18 protein-coding genes are annotated in these 14,771 nt (G+C 65.4%); 13 read left to right on the forward strand and 5 right to left on the reverse strand.

The annotated features are described in order from the left end of the window. Positions 1 to 46 precede the first annotated feature (46 nt). Entirely contained in the window at positions 47 to 1,204 is a 1,158-nt protein-coding gene (locus ACZ4AA_RS33995) for a restriction endonuclease subunit S (RefSeq protein WP_467611270.1), read from the reverse strand. A gap of 29 nt (positions 1,205 to 1,233) precedes the next feature. Continuing rightward, complete coding sequence (locus tag ACZ4AA_RS34000) at positions 1,234 to 2,754, reverse strand: type I restriction-modification system subunit M (RefSeq protein WP_467611272.1); 1,521 nt, start codon at positions 2,752 to 2,754, stop codon at positions 1,234 to 1,236. Between the two features lie 1,044 nt (positions 2,755 to 3,798). Between ACZ4AA_RS34000 and ACZ4AA_RS34005 the strand changes: the two genes are divergently transcribed. Then, positions 3,799 to 4,740, forward strand: coding sequence for a nuclease-related domain-containing protein (locus tag ACZ4AA_RS34005; protein WP_467611274.1), 942 nt, complete (start codon positions 3,799 to 3,801; stop codon positions 4,738 to 4,740). Here the strand turns inward: ACZ4AA_RS34005 and ACZ4AA_RS34010 are convergent. Beyond that, positions 4,737 to 5,162 carry a GNAT family N-acetyltransferase gene (locus ACZ4AA_RS34010; protein ID WP_467611276.1) on the reverse strand — a complete coding sequence of 142 codons (426 nt, stop codon included), beginning with the start codon at positions 5,160 to 5,162 and terminating at the stop codon, positions 4,737 to 4,739. The two genes, ACZ4AA_RS34005 and ACZ4AA_RS34010, sit on opposite strands and share 4 nt — an antisense overlap. A 118-nt stretch (positions 5,163 to 5,280) precedes the next feature. Continuing rightward, positions 5,281 to 6,054: a GntR family transcriptional regulator gene (locus ACZ4AA_RS34015; protein WP_467611278.1), complete on the reverse strand. Its 774-nt coding sequence runs from the start codon at positions 6,052 to 6,054 to the stop codon at positions 5,281 to 5,283. Between the two features lie 163 nt (positions 6,055 to 6,217). Here ACZ4AA_RS34015 and ACZ4AA_RS34020 point away from each other — a divergent pair, with 163 nt between their 5' ends. The 12 genes from ACZ4AA_RS34020 to ACZ4AA_RS34075 all read left to right on the forward strand — a co-directional run bounded on the left by ACZ4AA_RS34020 (position 6,218) and on the right by ACZ4AA_RS34075 (position 13,923). Beyond that, positions 6,218 to 6,574: an SCO3933 family regulatory protein gene (locus ACZ4AA_RS34020; protein ID WP_121415015.1), complete on the forward strand. Its 357-nt coding sequence runs from the start codon at positions 6,218 to 6,220 to the stop codon at positions 6,572 to 6,574. Between the two features lie 2 nt (positions 6,575 to 6,576). After that, the gene (locus tag ACZ4AA_RS34025) at positions 6,577 to 7,914 is read left to right on the forward strand and encodes an FtsK/SpoIIIE domain-containing protein (protein WP_467611280.1); all 1,338 of its coding nucleotides are present in this window, start codon (positions 6,577 to 6,579) and stop codon (positions 7,912 to 7,914) included. 82 nt (positions 7,915 to 7,996) lie between these two features. Next, on the forward strand, positions 7,997 to 8,203 hold the full coding sequence (locus ACZ4AA_RS34030) for a hypothetical protein (RefSeq protein WP_326842336.1): 207 nt from the start codon (positions 7,997 to 7,999) through the stop codon (positions 8,201 to 8,203). A 2-nt stretch (positions 8,204 to 8,205) separates the two neighbouring features. Continuing rightward, complete coding sequence (locus ACZ4AA_RS34035) at positions 8,206 to 8,400, forward strand: hypothetical protein (protein ID WP_467611282.1); 195 nt, start codon at positions 8,206 to 8,208, stop codon at positions 8,398 to 8,400. Positions 8,401 to 8,473: 73 nt separating this feature from the next. Further along, positions 8,474 to 9,142 carry a DUF2637 domain-containing protein gene (locus ACZ4AA_RS34040; RefSeq protein WP_467611284.1) on the forward strand — a complete coding sequence of 223 codons (669 nt, stop codon included), beginning with the start codon at positions 8,474 to 8,476 and terminating at the stop codon, positions 9,140 to 9,142. Between the two features lie 19 nt (positions 9,143 to 9,161). Beyond that, complete coding sequence (locus tag ACZ4AA_RS34045) at positions 9,162 to 9,353, forward strand: mobile element transfer protein (RefSeq protein ID WP_467611286.1); 192 nt, start codon at positions 9,162 to 9,164, stop codon at positions 9,351 to 9,353. 15 nt (positions 9,354 to 9,368) lie between these two features. Next, entirely contained in the window at positions 9,369 to 9,524 is a 156-nt protein-coding gene (locus ACZ4AA_RS34050; RefSeq protein WP_467611288.1) for a hypothetical protein, read from the forward strand. 24 nt (positions 9,525 to 9,548) lie between these two features. Further along, positions 9,549 to 9,884 carry a SpdD-like protein gene (locus ACZ4AA_RS34055; RefSeq protein WP_467611290.1) on the forward strand — a complete coding sequence of 112 codons (336 nt, stop codon included), beginning with the start codon at positions 9,549 to 9,551 and terminating at the stop codon, positions 9,882 to 9,884. A 298-nt stretch (positions 9,885 to 10,182) separates the two neighbouring features. Continuing rightward, a complete protein-coding gene (locus tag ACZ4AA_RS34060) occupies positions 10,183 to 10,986 on the forward strand; it encodes a phosphoadenosine phosphosulfate reductase (RefSeq protein ID WP_467611292.1) in 804 nt (267 codons plus the stop codon). After that, positions 10,983 to 12,371 (forward strand): replication initiator protein RepSA, encoded by a 1,389-nt coding sequence (repSA, locus tag ACZ4AA_RS34065; protein ID WP_467611294.1) that lies wholly within the window; start codon positions 10,983 to 10,985, stop codon positions 12,369 to 12,371. The genes ACZ4AA_RS34060 and repSA overlap by 4 nt, the downstream gene beginning before the upstream one ends. Before the next feature lie 11 nt (positions 12,372 to 12,382). Further along, complete coding sequence (locus tag ACZ4AA_RS34070) at positions 12,383 to 12,553, forward strand: helix-turn-helix transcriptional regulator (RefSeq protein ID WP_387301192.1); 171 nt, start codon at positions 12,383 to 12,385, stop codon at positions 12,551 to 12,553. Then, positions 12,550 to 13,923, forward strand: coding sequence for a tyrosine-type recombinase/integrase (locus tag ACZ4AA_RS34075; RefSeq protein WP_467611296.1), 1,374 nt, complete (start codon positions 12,550 to 12,552; stop codon positions 13,921 to 13,923). The genes ACZ4AA_RS34070 and ACZ4AA_RS34075 overlap by 4 nt, the downstream gene beginning before the upstream one ends. A 38-nt stretch (positions 13,924 to 13,961) precedes the next feature. Here the strand turns inward: ACZ4AA_RS34075 and ACZ4AA_RS34080 are convergent, their stop codons facing one another. After that, on the reverse strand, positions 13,962 to 14,336 hold the full coding sequence (locus ACZ4AA_RS34080) for a hypothetical protein (protein WP_467611298.1): 375 nt from the start codon (positions 14,334 to 14,336) through the stop codon (positions 13,962 to 13,964). Positions 14,337 to 14,771: the final 435 nt, after the last annotated feature.

Raw genomic sequence — 14,771 nt, forward strand, 5'->3', positions numbered from 1 at the left:
CTTTCGATAGTGCAGGTTAAGAAAGTCTGAGATGGTTCAGCGCGCGTCAGGCAACGAATCCGGAATTGTGTGACCACGGCTCGCCGCGAAACGCGCGATCCTGGAGGGTGGCGAATAGGGCGTCGAGCGAATCAAGGTGTCGCGTGTGGCTTTCCTTGATCCTGCGGACTGCGGCGACTCGCAATGCAAATTCTGTTTGCAATTCCTCAGGAGGGACCATGACAATCGTGTCCGAAAGCTGCCTAATGTTAAGAGTGGGTTGTGCAACCGTGCGCAGCTCACTCGTGAAGTAATGCTGTACGCTAGCCGCCCTCAGATGCTCGGCCACGTATTCTCTCCGAGGTTCTGAGGAAATGGGAATTCGCGCTACTGCGCGCGCCACATTGGATCCAATGTCAGAAGCCCTGGCGACGGCAATCGCCCCAATGGATCCGACGCAACCGACAAGTACCTCATTACCTTTCAGGCGGGAGCGCGAATATTTCGCCTCGATCTGGGGATCAATTTTCTTGATCGCCGAACGGTCTACCCGCCCGCCGACCAGATCCCCCACTCGCACGAGCGGTACTCCGCCCGGGTGGTCGTCGCCAGGCTGGACAACGCCGTAGTTGATCCGGTCGTCGCTGTCAGCCAAGTTGGCCAGACTGTCTTTCTGCCACCCCAAAGGATTCTCACTTGGGTCGCCGAACATTTCAATGAAGATGGAGTGGGCCAGCTCATCGAGTAGGGAGATGGCTTGGCGCCGGCGCCTGCGCAGCGCATCTGCACGGTCCAGTACCTGCGCGATCCGCTGCTGTTCCTTCAAAGGAGGTAGCGGTAGCATGAATTTCGCAAGCTCCCGAGGGGAAAGCCGGGGGAGATTTGCCCCTGCTGAGCGGCTCGTAGCGAGCGCAATTGTATCGGGGAGCCCGAGAAATCGACTGAGATAGGATCTGTCGAGATCGGGTCCGGGCGTAATAGGGAGAATGTCGGTACTGCAAACGCCCGAGAAATCAGGACAGGCAATCTTGGCAAGATATGGCCGAAGTTTCCCAAACAAAACTTGCCTGGCATCGAAAATGAATTTAGCGCTATTGATTCCGGTAACTCCGGCTGGCTTCACGCCGACAAAGCCGCCACCCCGAGCGATATTCTCCAATCCAACATAATATTCTGACGCATCAATATCCGCAGGTTGAATTACGGAGCGCTCGATTGATGCCACAGAAGACAAAGGTACCAGGGGCCACTTGCTCATCCCAGCATTCCCCTCAGTTCGCTCATCTCCTGCTGGATTTCTGCTTCGAGCTGAGCTAGGTCGTCCAAGAGATCAATCGGCGCGCGGTGCTCCACATTCTCGTGAATGATCTCCTTGTACCGATTGAGGCTCAGGTCATAACTTTGGGCAGCGATGTCAGCCGCTGGAACACAGAAGCTCTGCTCGGTGCGCTCCCGTTCCTGCTCACTTCCGTTCCGGCGCTTCCAGCGGGCCAGTACGTCAGGCAGATTGTTTTTGGCGTGTTCATCTTCGGTCAACTCGACGTCGCCTACAAGCGGTCCGAGTTTGTCCTTGTCGAGCAGAGGCGCGCGTCTGTCGTCCAAACTCCAGCCGTCTGCAGTGACCTCGTAAAACCAAACGTTGTCGGTGCCGCCGCTGTTGGTCTTGGTGAAGAAGAGGATCGCAGTGGATACGCCTGCGTAGGGCCGGAAGGCCCCAACCGGTAGCTTCACCACCGCGTCCAGCTTGTGGTTTTCAACGAGCAGCTCCCGGAGCTCCTTGTGTGCTTTGCTGGAACTGAATAGAACCCCTTCGGGGACGATGACTGCAGCCCGGCCACCTGGCTTGAGTAGCCTCAGGAAGAGGGCAAGGAAGAGCAGCTCAGTCTTCTTGGTCTTGACGACCTTCTGCAAGTCAGTCGCCGTCGCCTCGTAGTCGAGGCTGCCGGCGAAGGGAGGATTGGCAAGAATGAGGGAGTACCGGTCAGCCTCGCTGGCTGCGCTCTGGGCAAGCGAATCACGGTAGCGGATGTCAGGGTTCTCAATTGAGTGCAGAAGCATATTCATGCTGCCGATACGAAGCATGGTGCTGTCGAAGTCGAAGCCGTGGAACATGCTCTCGTTGAAGTGCTGCCGCTGGGCTGGCTCAAACAATGCCTCGCGGTGAGTGCGCTCCACATACTCAGCGGAAGCCACTAGGAAGCCAGCTGTGCCACATGCTGGGTCGCAGATCTCGTCTCCTGGCTGTGGAGCCATCATCTCGACCATTAGCTGGATGATGTGCCGGGGGGTGCGAAATTGACCGTTCTGTCCAGCAGTGGCGATCTTGCTGAGCATGTACTCGTATAGGTCACCCTTTGTATCCTTGTCACCCATGTCGATGCCATTGATCATGTCGGCAGCCTTGGTGAGCAAGTTTGAGGTTGTGATGGTGAATCGTGCGTCTTTCATGTGGTGCGCGTACGTGGACCCCTCACCGCCCAGCGTGCGCAACCAGGGGAAGACACCGTCACGTACCCGGGTGAGCATGTTCTCGGGGGATTCGTTGATGAACATCGACCAGCGCAAGACCTGAGTGTCGTCCGCGTAGATCGAGTTCTCGACTGGTCGTCCGGTGCGATTGGCTCTGTTCTCCTTCGCCTGCTCCAGGATATCGAGGCGTCGGATGAACATCAGGTAGGTGATCTGTTCGATGACCTCCAGCGGATTGGAGATACCTCCTGACCAGAAGGCGTCCCACAGTCGATCGATCTTGCTCTTCAGCTCACCTGTAATCACGGATGCAGGCTAGCGCAGCCCACTGACACGCGTGGGCACCTTGAGTCTTGTGATCAGCGGTTTGGTGGTTGCCTCGAGGCACGGTCAGGGCTCGGAATCTTGTGCGACTCTGCCTGTGGTGCATCCGGAGCGAGACGTTCGAGGTTGTCGGACCTGAGAGCGACCCGCGGCGCTCAGCAAGCTGGTGTCGATGCCAGTGCTTCACATGTAGATCGGTGGAGCGACTTTGGCCGGGAGCTGCTTTGGCGCGAGTGATCATGGCCCCGTAAGCTTCCGGCGCGTCGGGCAGTCTGTGGACCTGCCCGGTAAAGCACGACGTTGGGGCCATGATCTTCGAGGCTCGCGCCAAAGTGGCTGGCTAAAGTCGTGGAGCCGACCGCCCCAGCCACAGCGGGGTTTCTCCCCACTCATGGCCGCGCCCGCCGTCCGGTCAGCGGCCTGGTGCGGGATCAGCGGGCCGTACGAACGCCCGCGCATCTGGCAGCGTCGGCCCCGCATGCCACCGCCACCACGATCCGGCCCTTTTCGGGAACACAAAGTGTCTTTGACCTGCACCGTTGGGGATCACGGTTCGTCCCTGTGCCCGTGTTGGAATGTGGCCGCTGTGTGCGGCGACGGGCGGGCGGCGACGTGCGGCCGGTGGCGGAGACATTGAGGCGGCGCGGCGGCGACCGGCCGGCGCCGCCGCGCTTGATGCGGCCCTCGGTTGATCCGACCTACTTATGTAGGCAACCAGGTGGAAGGGGACGCGGCGTGGCCCCAGAAGCGGGGCGTTGAGGTCCGGCCGCAGTTGTGTTTTCCCCTCCTGAGGCCGGATCGTGGTGGCGGTGGCATGCGGGCCGTATGCGGCCGTTGATGTGCTTGGGCGGAGTGTGCGGCGGCCGGGTTGGCGATGATCGATGAGCGCCGTTGACCGCCGGACGAGCGAGCGCAGCGAGCCTTGATGAAGTAGGGAAAGTTTGGCCGCATGGCGCCCTTGCAGGGGGCATCGTCGGCTGCTGCCATGAGTGCTGGGGACAAATGCGCACTTGGGGGGCGGAGTCGATGGAAGGCCTCACGGTGAATCCGTGGAAGCGGCACGGTAAGGACAGGCTCTATGTGAACCTGCCCGACGGCACGCCGGTCGCGTGGGCGGACCGGGATTCCAAGGTCATCACTGTCAAGGTCACCGAGCATCGGCACGAGGCTGTCGCCCTGCTCCGCCAACACCTTGGTGATCCGGTGACCGTGCGCACCGACCGCCCAGACCGCACGCCTTCTCGTCGGCCTCGGCCGGTCAAGCCTCTTCAGCAATCATCGCCCCCGGCGAAGCCGCGGCGTGATCGACGTCCCCTGTCTCTGCCCGAACTCACCGTTGCCGATGACTTGGCGAAGAACCCTCCCGGTGCAGTACTCCTCAGCGACATGGCCGTCCGTGGCCCCTCGGTTGTTGCGCGAGTCTGGTCCAAGTTGCTGAAACGCCCCTCAGGCTGGGAATCGTGGCTCGATGGCCTTGAAGGGGAAAAGAGGGTGGGCCGTGAGCTGGAACGTCTCACCGTTCATGGCTGGCGGGTTCTGCATGGCATCCCCAAGGGCAATGGCGGGGACATCGATCACCTGTTGATCGGTCCCGGCGGGGTGTTCGTCTTCAACACGAAGCGGCATCCTGGTGCATCGGTCTGGGTCGGTGACGAGGTGGCCAAGGTCAACGGCTTCCCGCACCCGTACCCCGCAGTGAGTAAGGTGGAAGCCGCTTATGTGCGAAGGGTGTTGGAGCGCTACGCCGGCTTCGCTCCCGACGTGGTGCCTGTCCTTGCCTTCGTCGATGTCGCCTCGGTGGTGCGCGCACCGACGCAGCACACCGTGCGGACCTACCAGGAACGGGAGGTCTCCGCCCTGGCGCCGTTGACCGGGCAGCTCACTCTGGACCAGGTCGATTCGCTGTTCGCGGTGGCCCGGCACAAGCGCGCGTGGCTTCGCACGGACCCGCCTTCGGCACCCGGTTAGGCTGCGGGGGGTGGGGAGACGTAGCAGACAGCGTCGATCTCCTGCCCCTCGCCGTACGTGTGCTTGGCGGTCCCGAGGCGCTGCATCCCCAACCGTTCGTAGAGCCGGATGGCTGCCTTGTCCTTGGTCATCACGTCGAGAACGACCCGTAGCCCGTGGTCCCGGGCGTAGTCGAACCCGGTCCGCATCAACCGCTCGCCGAGCCCTTCGCCTCGCGCCTCGGGTGCGATGAACAGACGGGCACCTACGGCTACGTGGTCCGCGGAGTCGCCGCTCTGCTCGAGCCACATCTCCACGGCGTCCTCGCCCTGAGGCCGGCTGAGCATGGCATGCCCAACGATCTCGCCGCCCTTCTCCGCCACCCACGCTTGAAGAACGCCCGCGGGGCTCAGCCATTCCAGCGGGGCGTCGACGCCTTCCACTGGGTATCCGTCAACGGCGTGAACGGCGACAAGAGCCGCCGCCGCCCCTGGCAGGTCTGCTTCTGTGCGTGGGCGGATGGTCGTGGTCTGTCCGGCTGCGTCGCGGTGCATCTCGTCCTCACTCGACAGGTACGTTGTAGCTGAGCCCGTTCATGTCGGCCCGCATCACGAACTTCGTCAGCTCGTACGGCTCGCCGTCCTGGTCAAGGCTGGTGTGGGCAACTTCGATCACAGGGACTCCAGACGGCAGGCTGAGGTAGCGAACCTCCTCCGGAGTGGGCATACGTGCCGTGATCTCGTCGTTGATCCGGGCCATGACGTGACCCTTCTCTTCGAGAATCCCGTGGATGCCGTACTGGTGGGGGACTTCATCCTCGATCAGCCCGGTGCCCTCCGCGATGCTCCACGGGATCCATGTCGTGACCCGGTAGACGGGGTCGTCGTCCGCGTAGAACACGTTTTCCCGCCGCAGCACCGACTTCGTCTTGCCTGGCACCTTGAGCTGCTTGGCCAGTTCGGCGTCCGGCTTCACTCGCTCGATGCCGAGCACTTCGAACCGGCCGGTCTTCCCCTGCTTCGCGCACTCGATCAGGAACGGGGAGAGGCCGGTTTCCCGGTACTTGGGTGAGTACCTGTCGTTCCCCAGGCGGATCAGTGCCTGCTTTTCCCGCACGAATACCCCGCGCCCCCACTCCGAGGTGACGAGTCCCTCGCGGCCGAGGATCTTGAACGCTTCGTCCACGGTGTTGCGTGCTACGCCGTACTGCTCCGCGAACGCGCGTTGCGACTTCAGCTTCTCCCCGGGCTCGTACTCCCCGCCTTGAATCGCGGTGCGTAGTTCGTCGGCGATCCGCTGGCTGGGCGGCTTGCTCTCGCCGGCCTGATCCGTCATCGAGTCTCCTAACTGGCTGACGTCACTGTATCGCCTGGCTCAAGCCAGTTGCGGTGAAGGGGTTGACGCTACTGGCTTGAGCCAGTACTACTGGTGCAAGCCAGTTGAACTGGCTTGAGCCAGTTGCTACTTGGCGCCAACACTCACCCAAGGAGTACGCACGATGCGTCAGATCCCCGTCGACACTTCGTCCGCCACCGCAATGGTGGCGCAGCCCCCGCAGCCCAAGGTCAAGGACCGTCGGACCGGTGAGATCGCCACCGACCAGGAGACCGGCAGCGCGCTGGTGACCGTGGATGTTCTGTTCGTCATGAACGGAAACGCTGAGGTCATCACGGTGACCGTGGCAGAGCCCGACATCTCCGGCGAGCTGGTTATGGGTACGCCGGTCGCCCTGACCGGTCTGGTGGCCCGGCCGTGGGAGAACGAGTTCAACGGCCAAAAGCGGCACGGAATCAGCTTCCGTGCGGTCGCCGTCACCTCGCTGGTGACCGAGGCAGCCAAGCCCAAGGCGGCCTGATCATGGCCCGGTTAATGATCGCGCTTGCGATCGTGGCCGGGGTGGCGCTGCTGCTGAGGTGGCGCCGCCCGGCCTGGTACTGGCTGACCTTCGGCGTTGCCCTGGCTGCGCTCCGGATCCGCTTCCGCTACGCGGCCGTCATGGACGCCTGCCACCTGACCGTGCCGGCCTCGCGCCTGCGGCTCGCGCTCGCCCGGTGGTTCAACAAGCCCGTACCGCAGCAGCGGGTGCCCCGACTGCTGTGGCTGCGGCCGACACGGACCGGCATCCGGCTGCGGATCAAGATGCGTCCCGGTCAGGACGCCTTCGAGTTCTCCGCCGCGGCCGACCGACTGCGCCACTCCTTCGGCGTCCATCAGGTCACCTCCCGAGAGGTTAAGCCGGGCGTCGTCGAGATCACCCTGACCGGCTACGACGTGCTCAGGCACGTACAGATGCCCGCCAAGACCGACCGTGGCTTGTTGAAGATCCCGGTCGCTCTCGTGGAGGACGGCTCGGTCCACTACCGGGATTACCGCGAGGTGCCACACTCGGTCACGGTCGGTGCCACGCAGTCCGGTAAGTCCGTCTTTCAGCGCACCGTGATCAAGGAGCTCGCCGCACAGCCGGTCGCGCTGGTGGGCATCGACTGCAAGAAGATCGAACTCGGACCGTTCGCCCGTCGCTTCTCCGCGCTGGCCGACAATCCCGATGACGCCGCCGACCTGCTCGAAGCCCTCGTGGCTCGGATGGAGTCCATCTACGACGTGGTCCGCCGCGAACAGCGGATCAGCGCCGACACCCCGGATGCCGAGATCGCCGCGAACATCTGGGACCTGCCCGAAGCCCTACGCCCGGTCCCGGTGGTGGTCACCATCGACGAGATCGCCGAACTCGCTCTCAGCGCCAAGCGGAACGATCCGCGACGGGATCGGATCGTCACCGCCCTTATCCGCCTCGCCCAGCTCGGGCGTGCGGCGGGCATGTTCCTCGACATCTACGGGCAGCGCTTTGGGTCCGAACTCGGTGACGGGATCACCATGCTCCGCGCCCAGCTGACTGGCCGGACCGTGCACCGCGTCAATGACGAATCGACGGCCAAGATGGCCTTCGGCGACGTCTCCCCGCACGCGGTGTTCGCCGCGACCCAGATTCCCAACGTCCGCCGCGGGATGGCCGTGGTCGGCTACTCCACCGGCGACTGGACCCGTATCCGCACGCCGCACACCTCGATGCGGCAGGCCGTCGCCGCGTGCAACCGGCACGCCCACCTGGTGCCGGATCTCCCGGAGCTGGCCCGATTCCGGCCCGCGCTGGATCTCGCGCCCTCTGAGGCTCAGGTGGTAGTTCGAGCCGCCTGACCCGTCCGCGTTCCACCGGCTGGCGTGACCGCCTCGTGCCACGTCCCTACCCGAGCCATGCCTGAAACAGGAGGACCACTCGATGTGTGAGCACTGCGAGGACTTCCACCGCACGGTGCTGATGCTCGGCTCCCTGGCCGTCTACGCCGAACTCCACGACGCCGACCAGACGTTCATCGACACCGTCGGCCCGTGCCTGGCTGCATCTCTGCCGGAGCCGCCGCCGGGGATGTTCCCGCCCGGTTACGACCCGAACGAGGGCCCCGAGTACCCCGGCCAGGGCCGGTGACCATGGCCACGGCCAGGAAGCCCGCCGGTCGCCGCAGGACCGCCGTACCCAAGCCCGCGAAGTGCCCGGACTGCGACGGCATGGGCGAGAGCACCGAAGCCGTCCGGGTCGGCTCCCGCAAAGGCCGCGCCACCGCCGATCAGCAGGCCGGACTCTGCCTCACCTGCTGGGGCAGCGGCGAAGCCCCCACCGACTGAAGCGCCGTGGACCGGGCGGCCGGACAGGATTCCCGCCCGGTCCCGGCTTCACACCACCCAAGGAGGTGAAGACATGTTCCGCTCGATCCGCCCGGACGCCGTCCTCGTTCAAGCCGTGATCGCTGGTGCGCTGTCCTTCGCCCACCTGCACGACCTGGCCGACGCTGCTGGTCAGGACGGCTGGAAAGCCTGGGCCTATCCGGTCTCGGTCGACCTGCTCCTGGTCGCTGCCTGGCGGCGCCTCCGCTCCGACGGACCGTCCCGGCTGGCCTGGTGCTGGTTCCTGATCGCCCTGGTCGCCTCGCTCGGCGCCAACGTGGCTACGGCCGGATTCCTCGACCTTGCGCACCCGCCAGCCTGGCTGCGGTTCGGCATCGCCGGATGGCCCGCGCTCGCCTTCCTCGGCGGGACGCTCCTCGCGCACTCCTACGCGCCCTCTGACCCGGCGCCCACGGGCCCGGCAACCGAAGTCCCGCCGACCGCGCCAAACACGGACTTGGACATCGAGCGAGGGCCGGTCCTCGGGGCAGAGCCCGCCTCGGTGCCCGCTGCCGAGGAGCCGCCCGCCCTGCCCGCTGCTGATCCTCTTCCGCCCGTCCCGGCCGCACTGGTCGACCACGCCCGCAAGGTCGCCGAAGACCACCGCGCCCGCACCGGCACCCCGATTGACACCGACACCCTGCGCGCCCGCCTCGGCGTCCCGCTCCATCTCGCGAACGCGATCGCAGCCCACCTCACCTGACCCGAAAGGAGCACCACCCATGGGCATCTACCAGATCTGGCGCGAACTGCACCGCGTCGGAAAGGTCACCGTCGGCACCGCCCACGGACGACGCGGCCAGATCAAATATGTCGCCGCCTGCGCCGCCGCCGACTGCGGCTGGGCCGTCGAATACGACGACATCAGCCCCGCCATGATCGCCGCCCAGGGCCACCGCTGCCCCGTCCGCTGAAAGGGGACCGGTGCCATGTCTGTACCGCTGTGGTTCTTCGTCGCCTGCGTCGGCCTGGTCGGTATCAAGCTCGTCCGCCCGCCGCTCTGGCTCGTGATCGTCCTGCTGATCGGCGGCTACCTCCTCGCCGACAGCTTCCTCGCCCCTGCCATCGACGCCACCACCAAATGAGCTGATCCAGAAGGGAGTTCCACCGTGTTCCAGCCCCGCATCCCGGTCAACCCGACCCCTGGCCAGCAGGTCGTCCCCGTGGTCACGCCGACCGCCGTCCAACAACCCCACCACGCCACGGCCGTCGCCTGCGGCTGCCAACACCAGGCGTCGGCCGCCATGGCTTCCGCACCGTCCCGGCCTACCGTCCAGCTCACCCCGGGCGCTGTTGTGGCCGTCGCCGGCGCGGGCGTTGCCGTGGTCTTCGTCGTGGGAGTGGTCCTGGTCTCCATGCTGCTCGCGGTCGCCATCACCGCCGCTTCCTTGGCGGTGTGCGCGCTCGTCGTCCGCTCGATCCTCGCCAGCGACACCCGACGCTGACCGGCCCCCGGAGCGGCCTCTACCGCCAAGTTTCGTCCGCTCCGGGCGCCGTCCCCCTGTCCGATCCATTGAACGAACCGAAAGGAACACCCATCATGCCCGGCCCTATCCCCGCCCTCGCTGTATCGTCACGGATTTGCCCGGACTGCGACGGCTTCGCCGCTGCGGCCGTTATCTCCGGGGGACGTGACGCGTATGGCCACCTGCGCACGATCAAAGTTGACTGCCCGGCCTGCCAAGGGCTCGGCACCGTTCCCCTCCGCCCGCGCCTCCACGCCGCAGTGTGGGAGGTGGCTGCGTGAACCCGTTGCGGACATTCAGCTTTGGTGGCGGTTGGCAGTCCACGGCGGCTCTGGTTCTAGCTGCCCGGGAGCGAATCGACTTCCGCACCTTCCTCTTTGCCAACGTCGGGGCCGACAGCGAAAACCCGGCAACTCTGCGCTACGTCCAACAGCATGCCGCCCCCTACGCCGCTGCCCACGGACTCGACCTGATCGAGTTGCACCGGGTTGCCAAAGGCGCCACCGAGACGATTCGTCAGCGAATCATGACCAGCGACGGCAGGCGCCAGACCATCCCGGTCTTCTTGACTAATGGCAAGCCTGGCTCTCGGGTCTGCACGAAGGAGTTCAAGATCCTCGTTACTGGGGCTTGGCTGCAGCAACATGGCGCTAGCCCCGAGCACCGAGCCATCGTGGCCATGGGGATCAGCTTGGACGAGATTGGCCGCGCCAACTCATCCAAAGCCATGCCGTACGAGCGTCTCGTCTACCCGTTGCTTGACCTCGGCATCCGACGGGCTGACTGCCCACGCATCATCCGCTCGGCCGGTCTCCCGGTGCCGCCTAAGAGCTCCTGCGACTTCTGCCCAATGCGGAAGGTTCCCGAATGGCAGGCCATGCAAGAGCAAGACCCCGAGCGTTTCGCTCGGGCTTGCGAAGTTGAAGACACCATCAACAACCACCTGGCCCGCAAGGGCAAGCCACCCGTGTACCTCACCCGCATGGGACGCCCCCTGCGCCACCTGTTCAAGGCCGGAACTCAACTGCCGCTCTTCGACGCCGATGATGAAGGCTGCGACAACGGGTGGTGCTGGACGTGACCGCCGCCACCATCCACGACCTGGACCTGGCCACCCTCGCTGACACCTTGCGGGTGGCCGCGGCCCCGGGCTTCGACCGCTGGCAGGACCAGATCCGCCGCACCGGCGGCTGCGCCAACCCCATTCACCTCGCGGGCTGGACCCTGACGAAGGACAGGACGACCGGTGAGACGCTGCACTTCTACAGCACCGAGCAAGAGCCGGGCGCACGGTTACGGATCGCCTGCGGAAACCGCCGTGCCTCCCGCTGCCCGGCCTGCGCCTGGACGTACGCGGGCGATACCTACCACCTGATCCGCGCGGGCCTCGCTGGAGACGACCGCCACGGCATCCCTGCCACCGTCCGCGAACGCCCCCGCGTCTTCGCCACCTTCACTGCCCCTTCCTTCGGGCCCGTCCACAACCGGCCCACTCGCGGGTGCTGCCGCTGTGGCAGTCGGCACGTTCAGGACGATCCCGAGCTCGGTACGGCGCTGGACCCGACAACGTACGACTACGCGAGCGCCGTGCTCTTCAACAACCACGCCGGTGACCTGTGGCACCGCTTCGTCAAGCGGCTGTGTCGTGAGATCGCTGCCCGCGCGTGTCTCACCCAACGCGAACTCGCCGACACCTGTCGCCTCTCTTACGGCAAGGTCGCCGAGTTCCAGAAGCGCGGCGCCGTCCACTTCCACGCCGTGATCCGCCTCGACGGACCCGACGGCCCGGACGATCCGCCGCCGTCCTGGGCCACGACCGCGCTTCTCACGGAGTCCATCCGGGCCGCCTCTGTTCACCGCTACTCGACTGTCAGCGTGCCCGCCGCGGGGCAGCAGCCGGCCCGCTCCTTCCAATGGGGCACTCAGCTCGACATCCGCCCAGTCAAGGCGTTCGGTGACGGCTCCGACATCACCGAGCAGGCAGTCGCCTCCTACGTCGCCAAGTACGCCACCAAGGCAGCCGAGAACACGGGCACCCTGGACCGGCCGATCGGCAACCGCGAAGCCCCGGTCGTCCTTGGCGTCCCCGACCACGCCCGCCGCCTCATCGAAGCCTGCTTCGACCTTGACTCCCTCTATCCGGACCGGCGCCTGCGGGCCTGGGCGCACATGCTCGGCTTCCGCGGCCACTTCTCCACCAAGTCCCGCCGCTACTCGACCACCCTCGGCACCCTGCGTCAGATCCGCGCCGACTACCGCGCCGCCCAAGAGCGCCAAGACCGCGGCCTCGACGACACGGAGCCGGACACGGTCCTCGTGCTGGCGAGCTGGCAATACGCCGGCCACGGCCACACGCCCGGGGAATCCGTCCTCGCCGCTGGCATCGCCCGGGACCTCCAGATCAACCGCGAAACCGCACGCGAAGCCCTGCCCGACCAACTAGCCCTGGAAGGAGCGCACCTGTGAGGGATGAACTGATGACCGTTCCGGAGATCCTCGAAGAGTTGGGGAAGGTCTCCCGGCGTACCTTCTACCGCTGGCGAGAACTGGGGCAGGCACCGAAAGCCCTGAAGCTCCCCAACGGTGAGCTGCGTGTGTGGCGAAGCGACTTCACCGCGTGGCTGCGCGAGCGGGAGGAAGCCGCATGAAGTCCCTGGACGTGAAGATCTGGGGGGTTCGCAAGCGTGCTTCAAAGCGACCCTCTTACGACGTGCGCTGGTCGGTTGCTGACAAGGTCTTCTCCGAGACGTTCCGGACCAAGGCGCTCGCGGATCACTACCGCACCAAGCTCATGCGTGCCGCGCGGGACGGTGAGGAATTCGACGACGCCACCGGCCTCCCGGATGCGATGGCAGAGCAGAAGGCCAAGCTCACCTGGTACGACTTCGCTTTGAAGTACCTGGCGATGAAATGGCCGCATGCCGCGCCCAACACCCGCGACGGGATCAACGAATCACTGACCTCGGTGACGATCGCGCTGCTCGACGACCGCGCGGGACGGCCAAGCGCCTTTCTGATCAGGCAGGCCCTGCGGAACTGGGCGTTTGTCCTCCCCGGGCCGGCTGAGCGGGAGGCGCCTACCGAGATCGCGAACACGCTGCATTGGATCGCCAAGGCGTCGCGCCCGTTGAATGACCTGACCGATCCTGTGACGGCGCGTGAGGTGCTCGACTCGTTCAAGATCCGTCTTGATGGGAAGTCCGCTGCGGCCGAGACCGTACGCCGCAAGCGCCGTACCTTCGTCAACGCCTTGCACTACGCCGTTGACCTCGGTGAATTCAGGGAGAATCCGCTAACTGCCGTGCGCTGGCAGAAGCCCAAGGTCTCCAGCGAGGTGGACCCGCGCGTTGTGGTGAATCCGCAGCAGGCTCGCTCCCTGCTGCACGCCGTGTCCTACGTGGGTGGCTACCGCAGGGCCCGCGGCCGTCGACTCGTCGGGCTCTTCGCCTGCATGTACTTCGCCGGCCTGCGGCCTGCCGAGGCGACAGGCCTTGCCGAAGCTGACCTGACGCTGCCCGAGCAGGGCTGGGGAACCGCGCTCCTGCATCGCACGCGTCCGAGCGTCGGCAAGCAGTGGACGGATTCGGGGGAGAGCCACGACGACCGCGGGCTGAAGAATCGACCGGCAGAGGACGTGCGCCGTGTCCCGGTCCCGCCCCAACTCGTGGCGATCCTCAGCGAGCACCTCGACACCTTCGGGACCGCCGCTGACGGACGCCTGTTCTACAGCGAGGGTGGGGGAGTGGTCGCCTCGTCGACGTACTGGAGGGCCTGGCAGGAAGCCCGCCCGCTTGCCCTTCCGCCGGCTGCGGTGGCTTCGCCGCTGGGCCGGCGGCCGTACGATCTCCGCCACTCCGCTCTGTCGACGTGGCTCAACGCGGGGGTCGACCCGACCGAGGTCGCCGAACGGGCGGGCAACAGCGTTGAGGTTCTGCTGGGCCGCTACGCCAAGTGCATTGACGGGCGGCAGGAGATCGCCAACTGGAAGATCGAGGAGCTGTTGCGCGAGTACGAGTGAGGCCGGGCGGTGTGCCTTGTCGCTGGTCCACGCCCCTGTCAGGCTTCTGAGCGCTCTTTCAGGGACTGGCGGAAGTCGAGGTACGAAAGCGCTATGACCAGAAGCGGAACAATCATCCATAGCAGGGCGTGGCGGAGCCAGCCTTCGGTCAGAGCGGCGACAAGAACCACTGCGACGGCGCTTCCGACGAAGCCGAAGAACTGCCGGTAGGAGCGGAAGGCACCGATCATGGCCGCGTGGCCTGCGGCAGGATCGTCCTCTTCGGCGAACGCGGTGCGCATGGGGTGGCTGTCGCCCTCACGCCTGGCTTGCTGCCAGGCGAAGAACCAGCGTCCGAGCGCGTAGAGGACGAACGTTCCCAGGAAGATCCACCACTCGGTGGCATTGTCGGGCAGTGAGCGCGCCAGTGTCATGGGCACCGCATTCCCCGGGCTCGGGGGAGTAGACGGTTCCGCGTTCGCGCTGGAGGCGACGCTGCGTGCTGCTCTTGGATAATGGGGCAGTTGACCAGGGAAGATGCTCCAAGATCCTGTCCACGAATAGTCCACAGATGCCGACATAGGGCCGCTCAGGGTGGCATTCGGCTGCGCAGGGCTGTGGATACGCGAAGACCCCGGCCTCAGCGTTTCCGCTGGTGACGGGGTCTTTGGGCACCTCATGAGGGGTGCCCCCGGCAGGATTCGAACCTGCGCACACGGCTCCGGAGAGCATGTGTACGACAGGCTCGTTGATTGGCTTGACCTGCGGTTTGCTTGGATCGCGCCTTCTTGCACTGAGGGCTCACGCACTGCTCACGCACTTGCCGTGCCGAGTATGGCGCTCTCAGGGGAGTTGGCGGCAGGTCCTCG

Source organism: Streptomyces sp. NPDC024698, assembly GCF_055559015.1.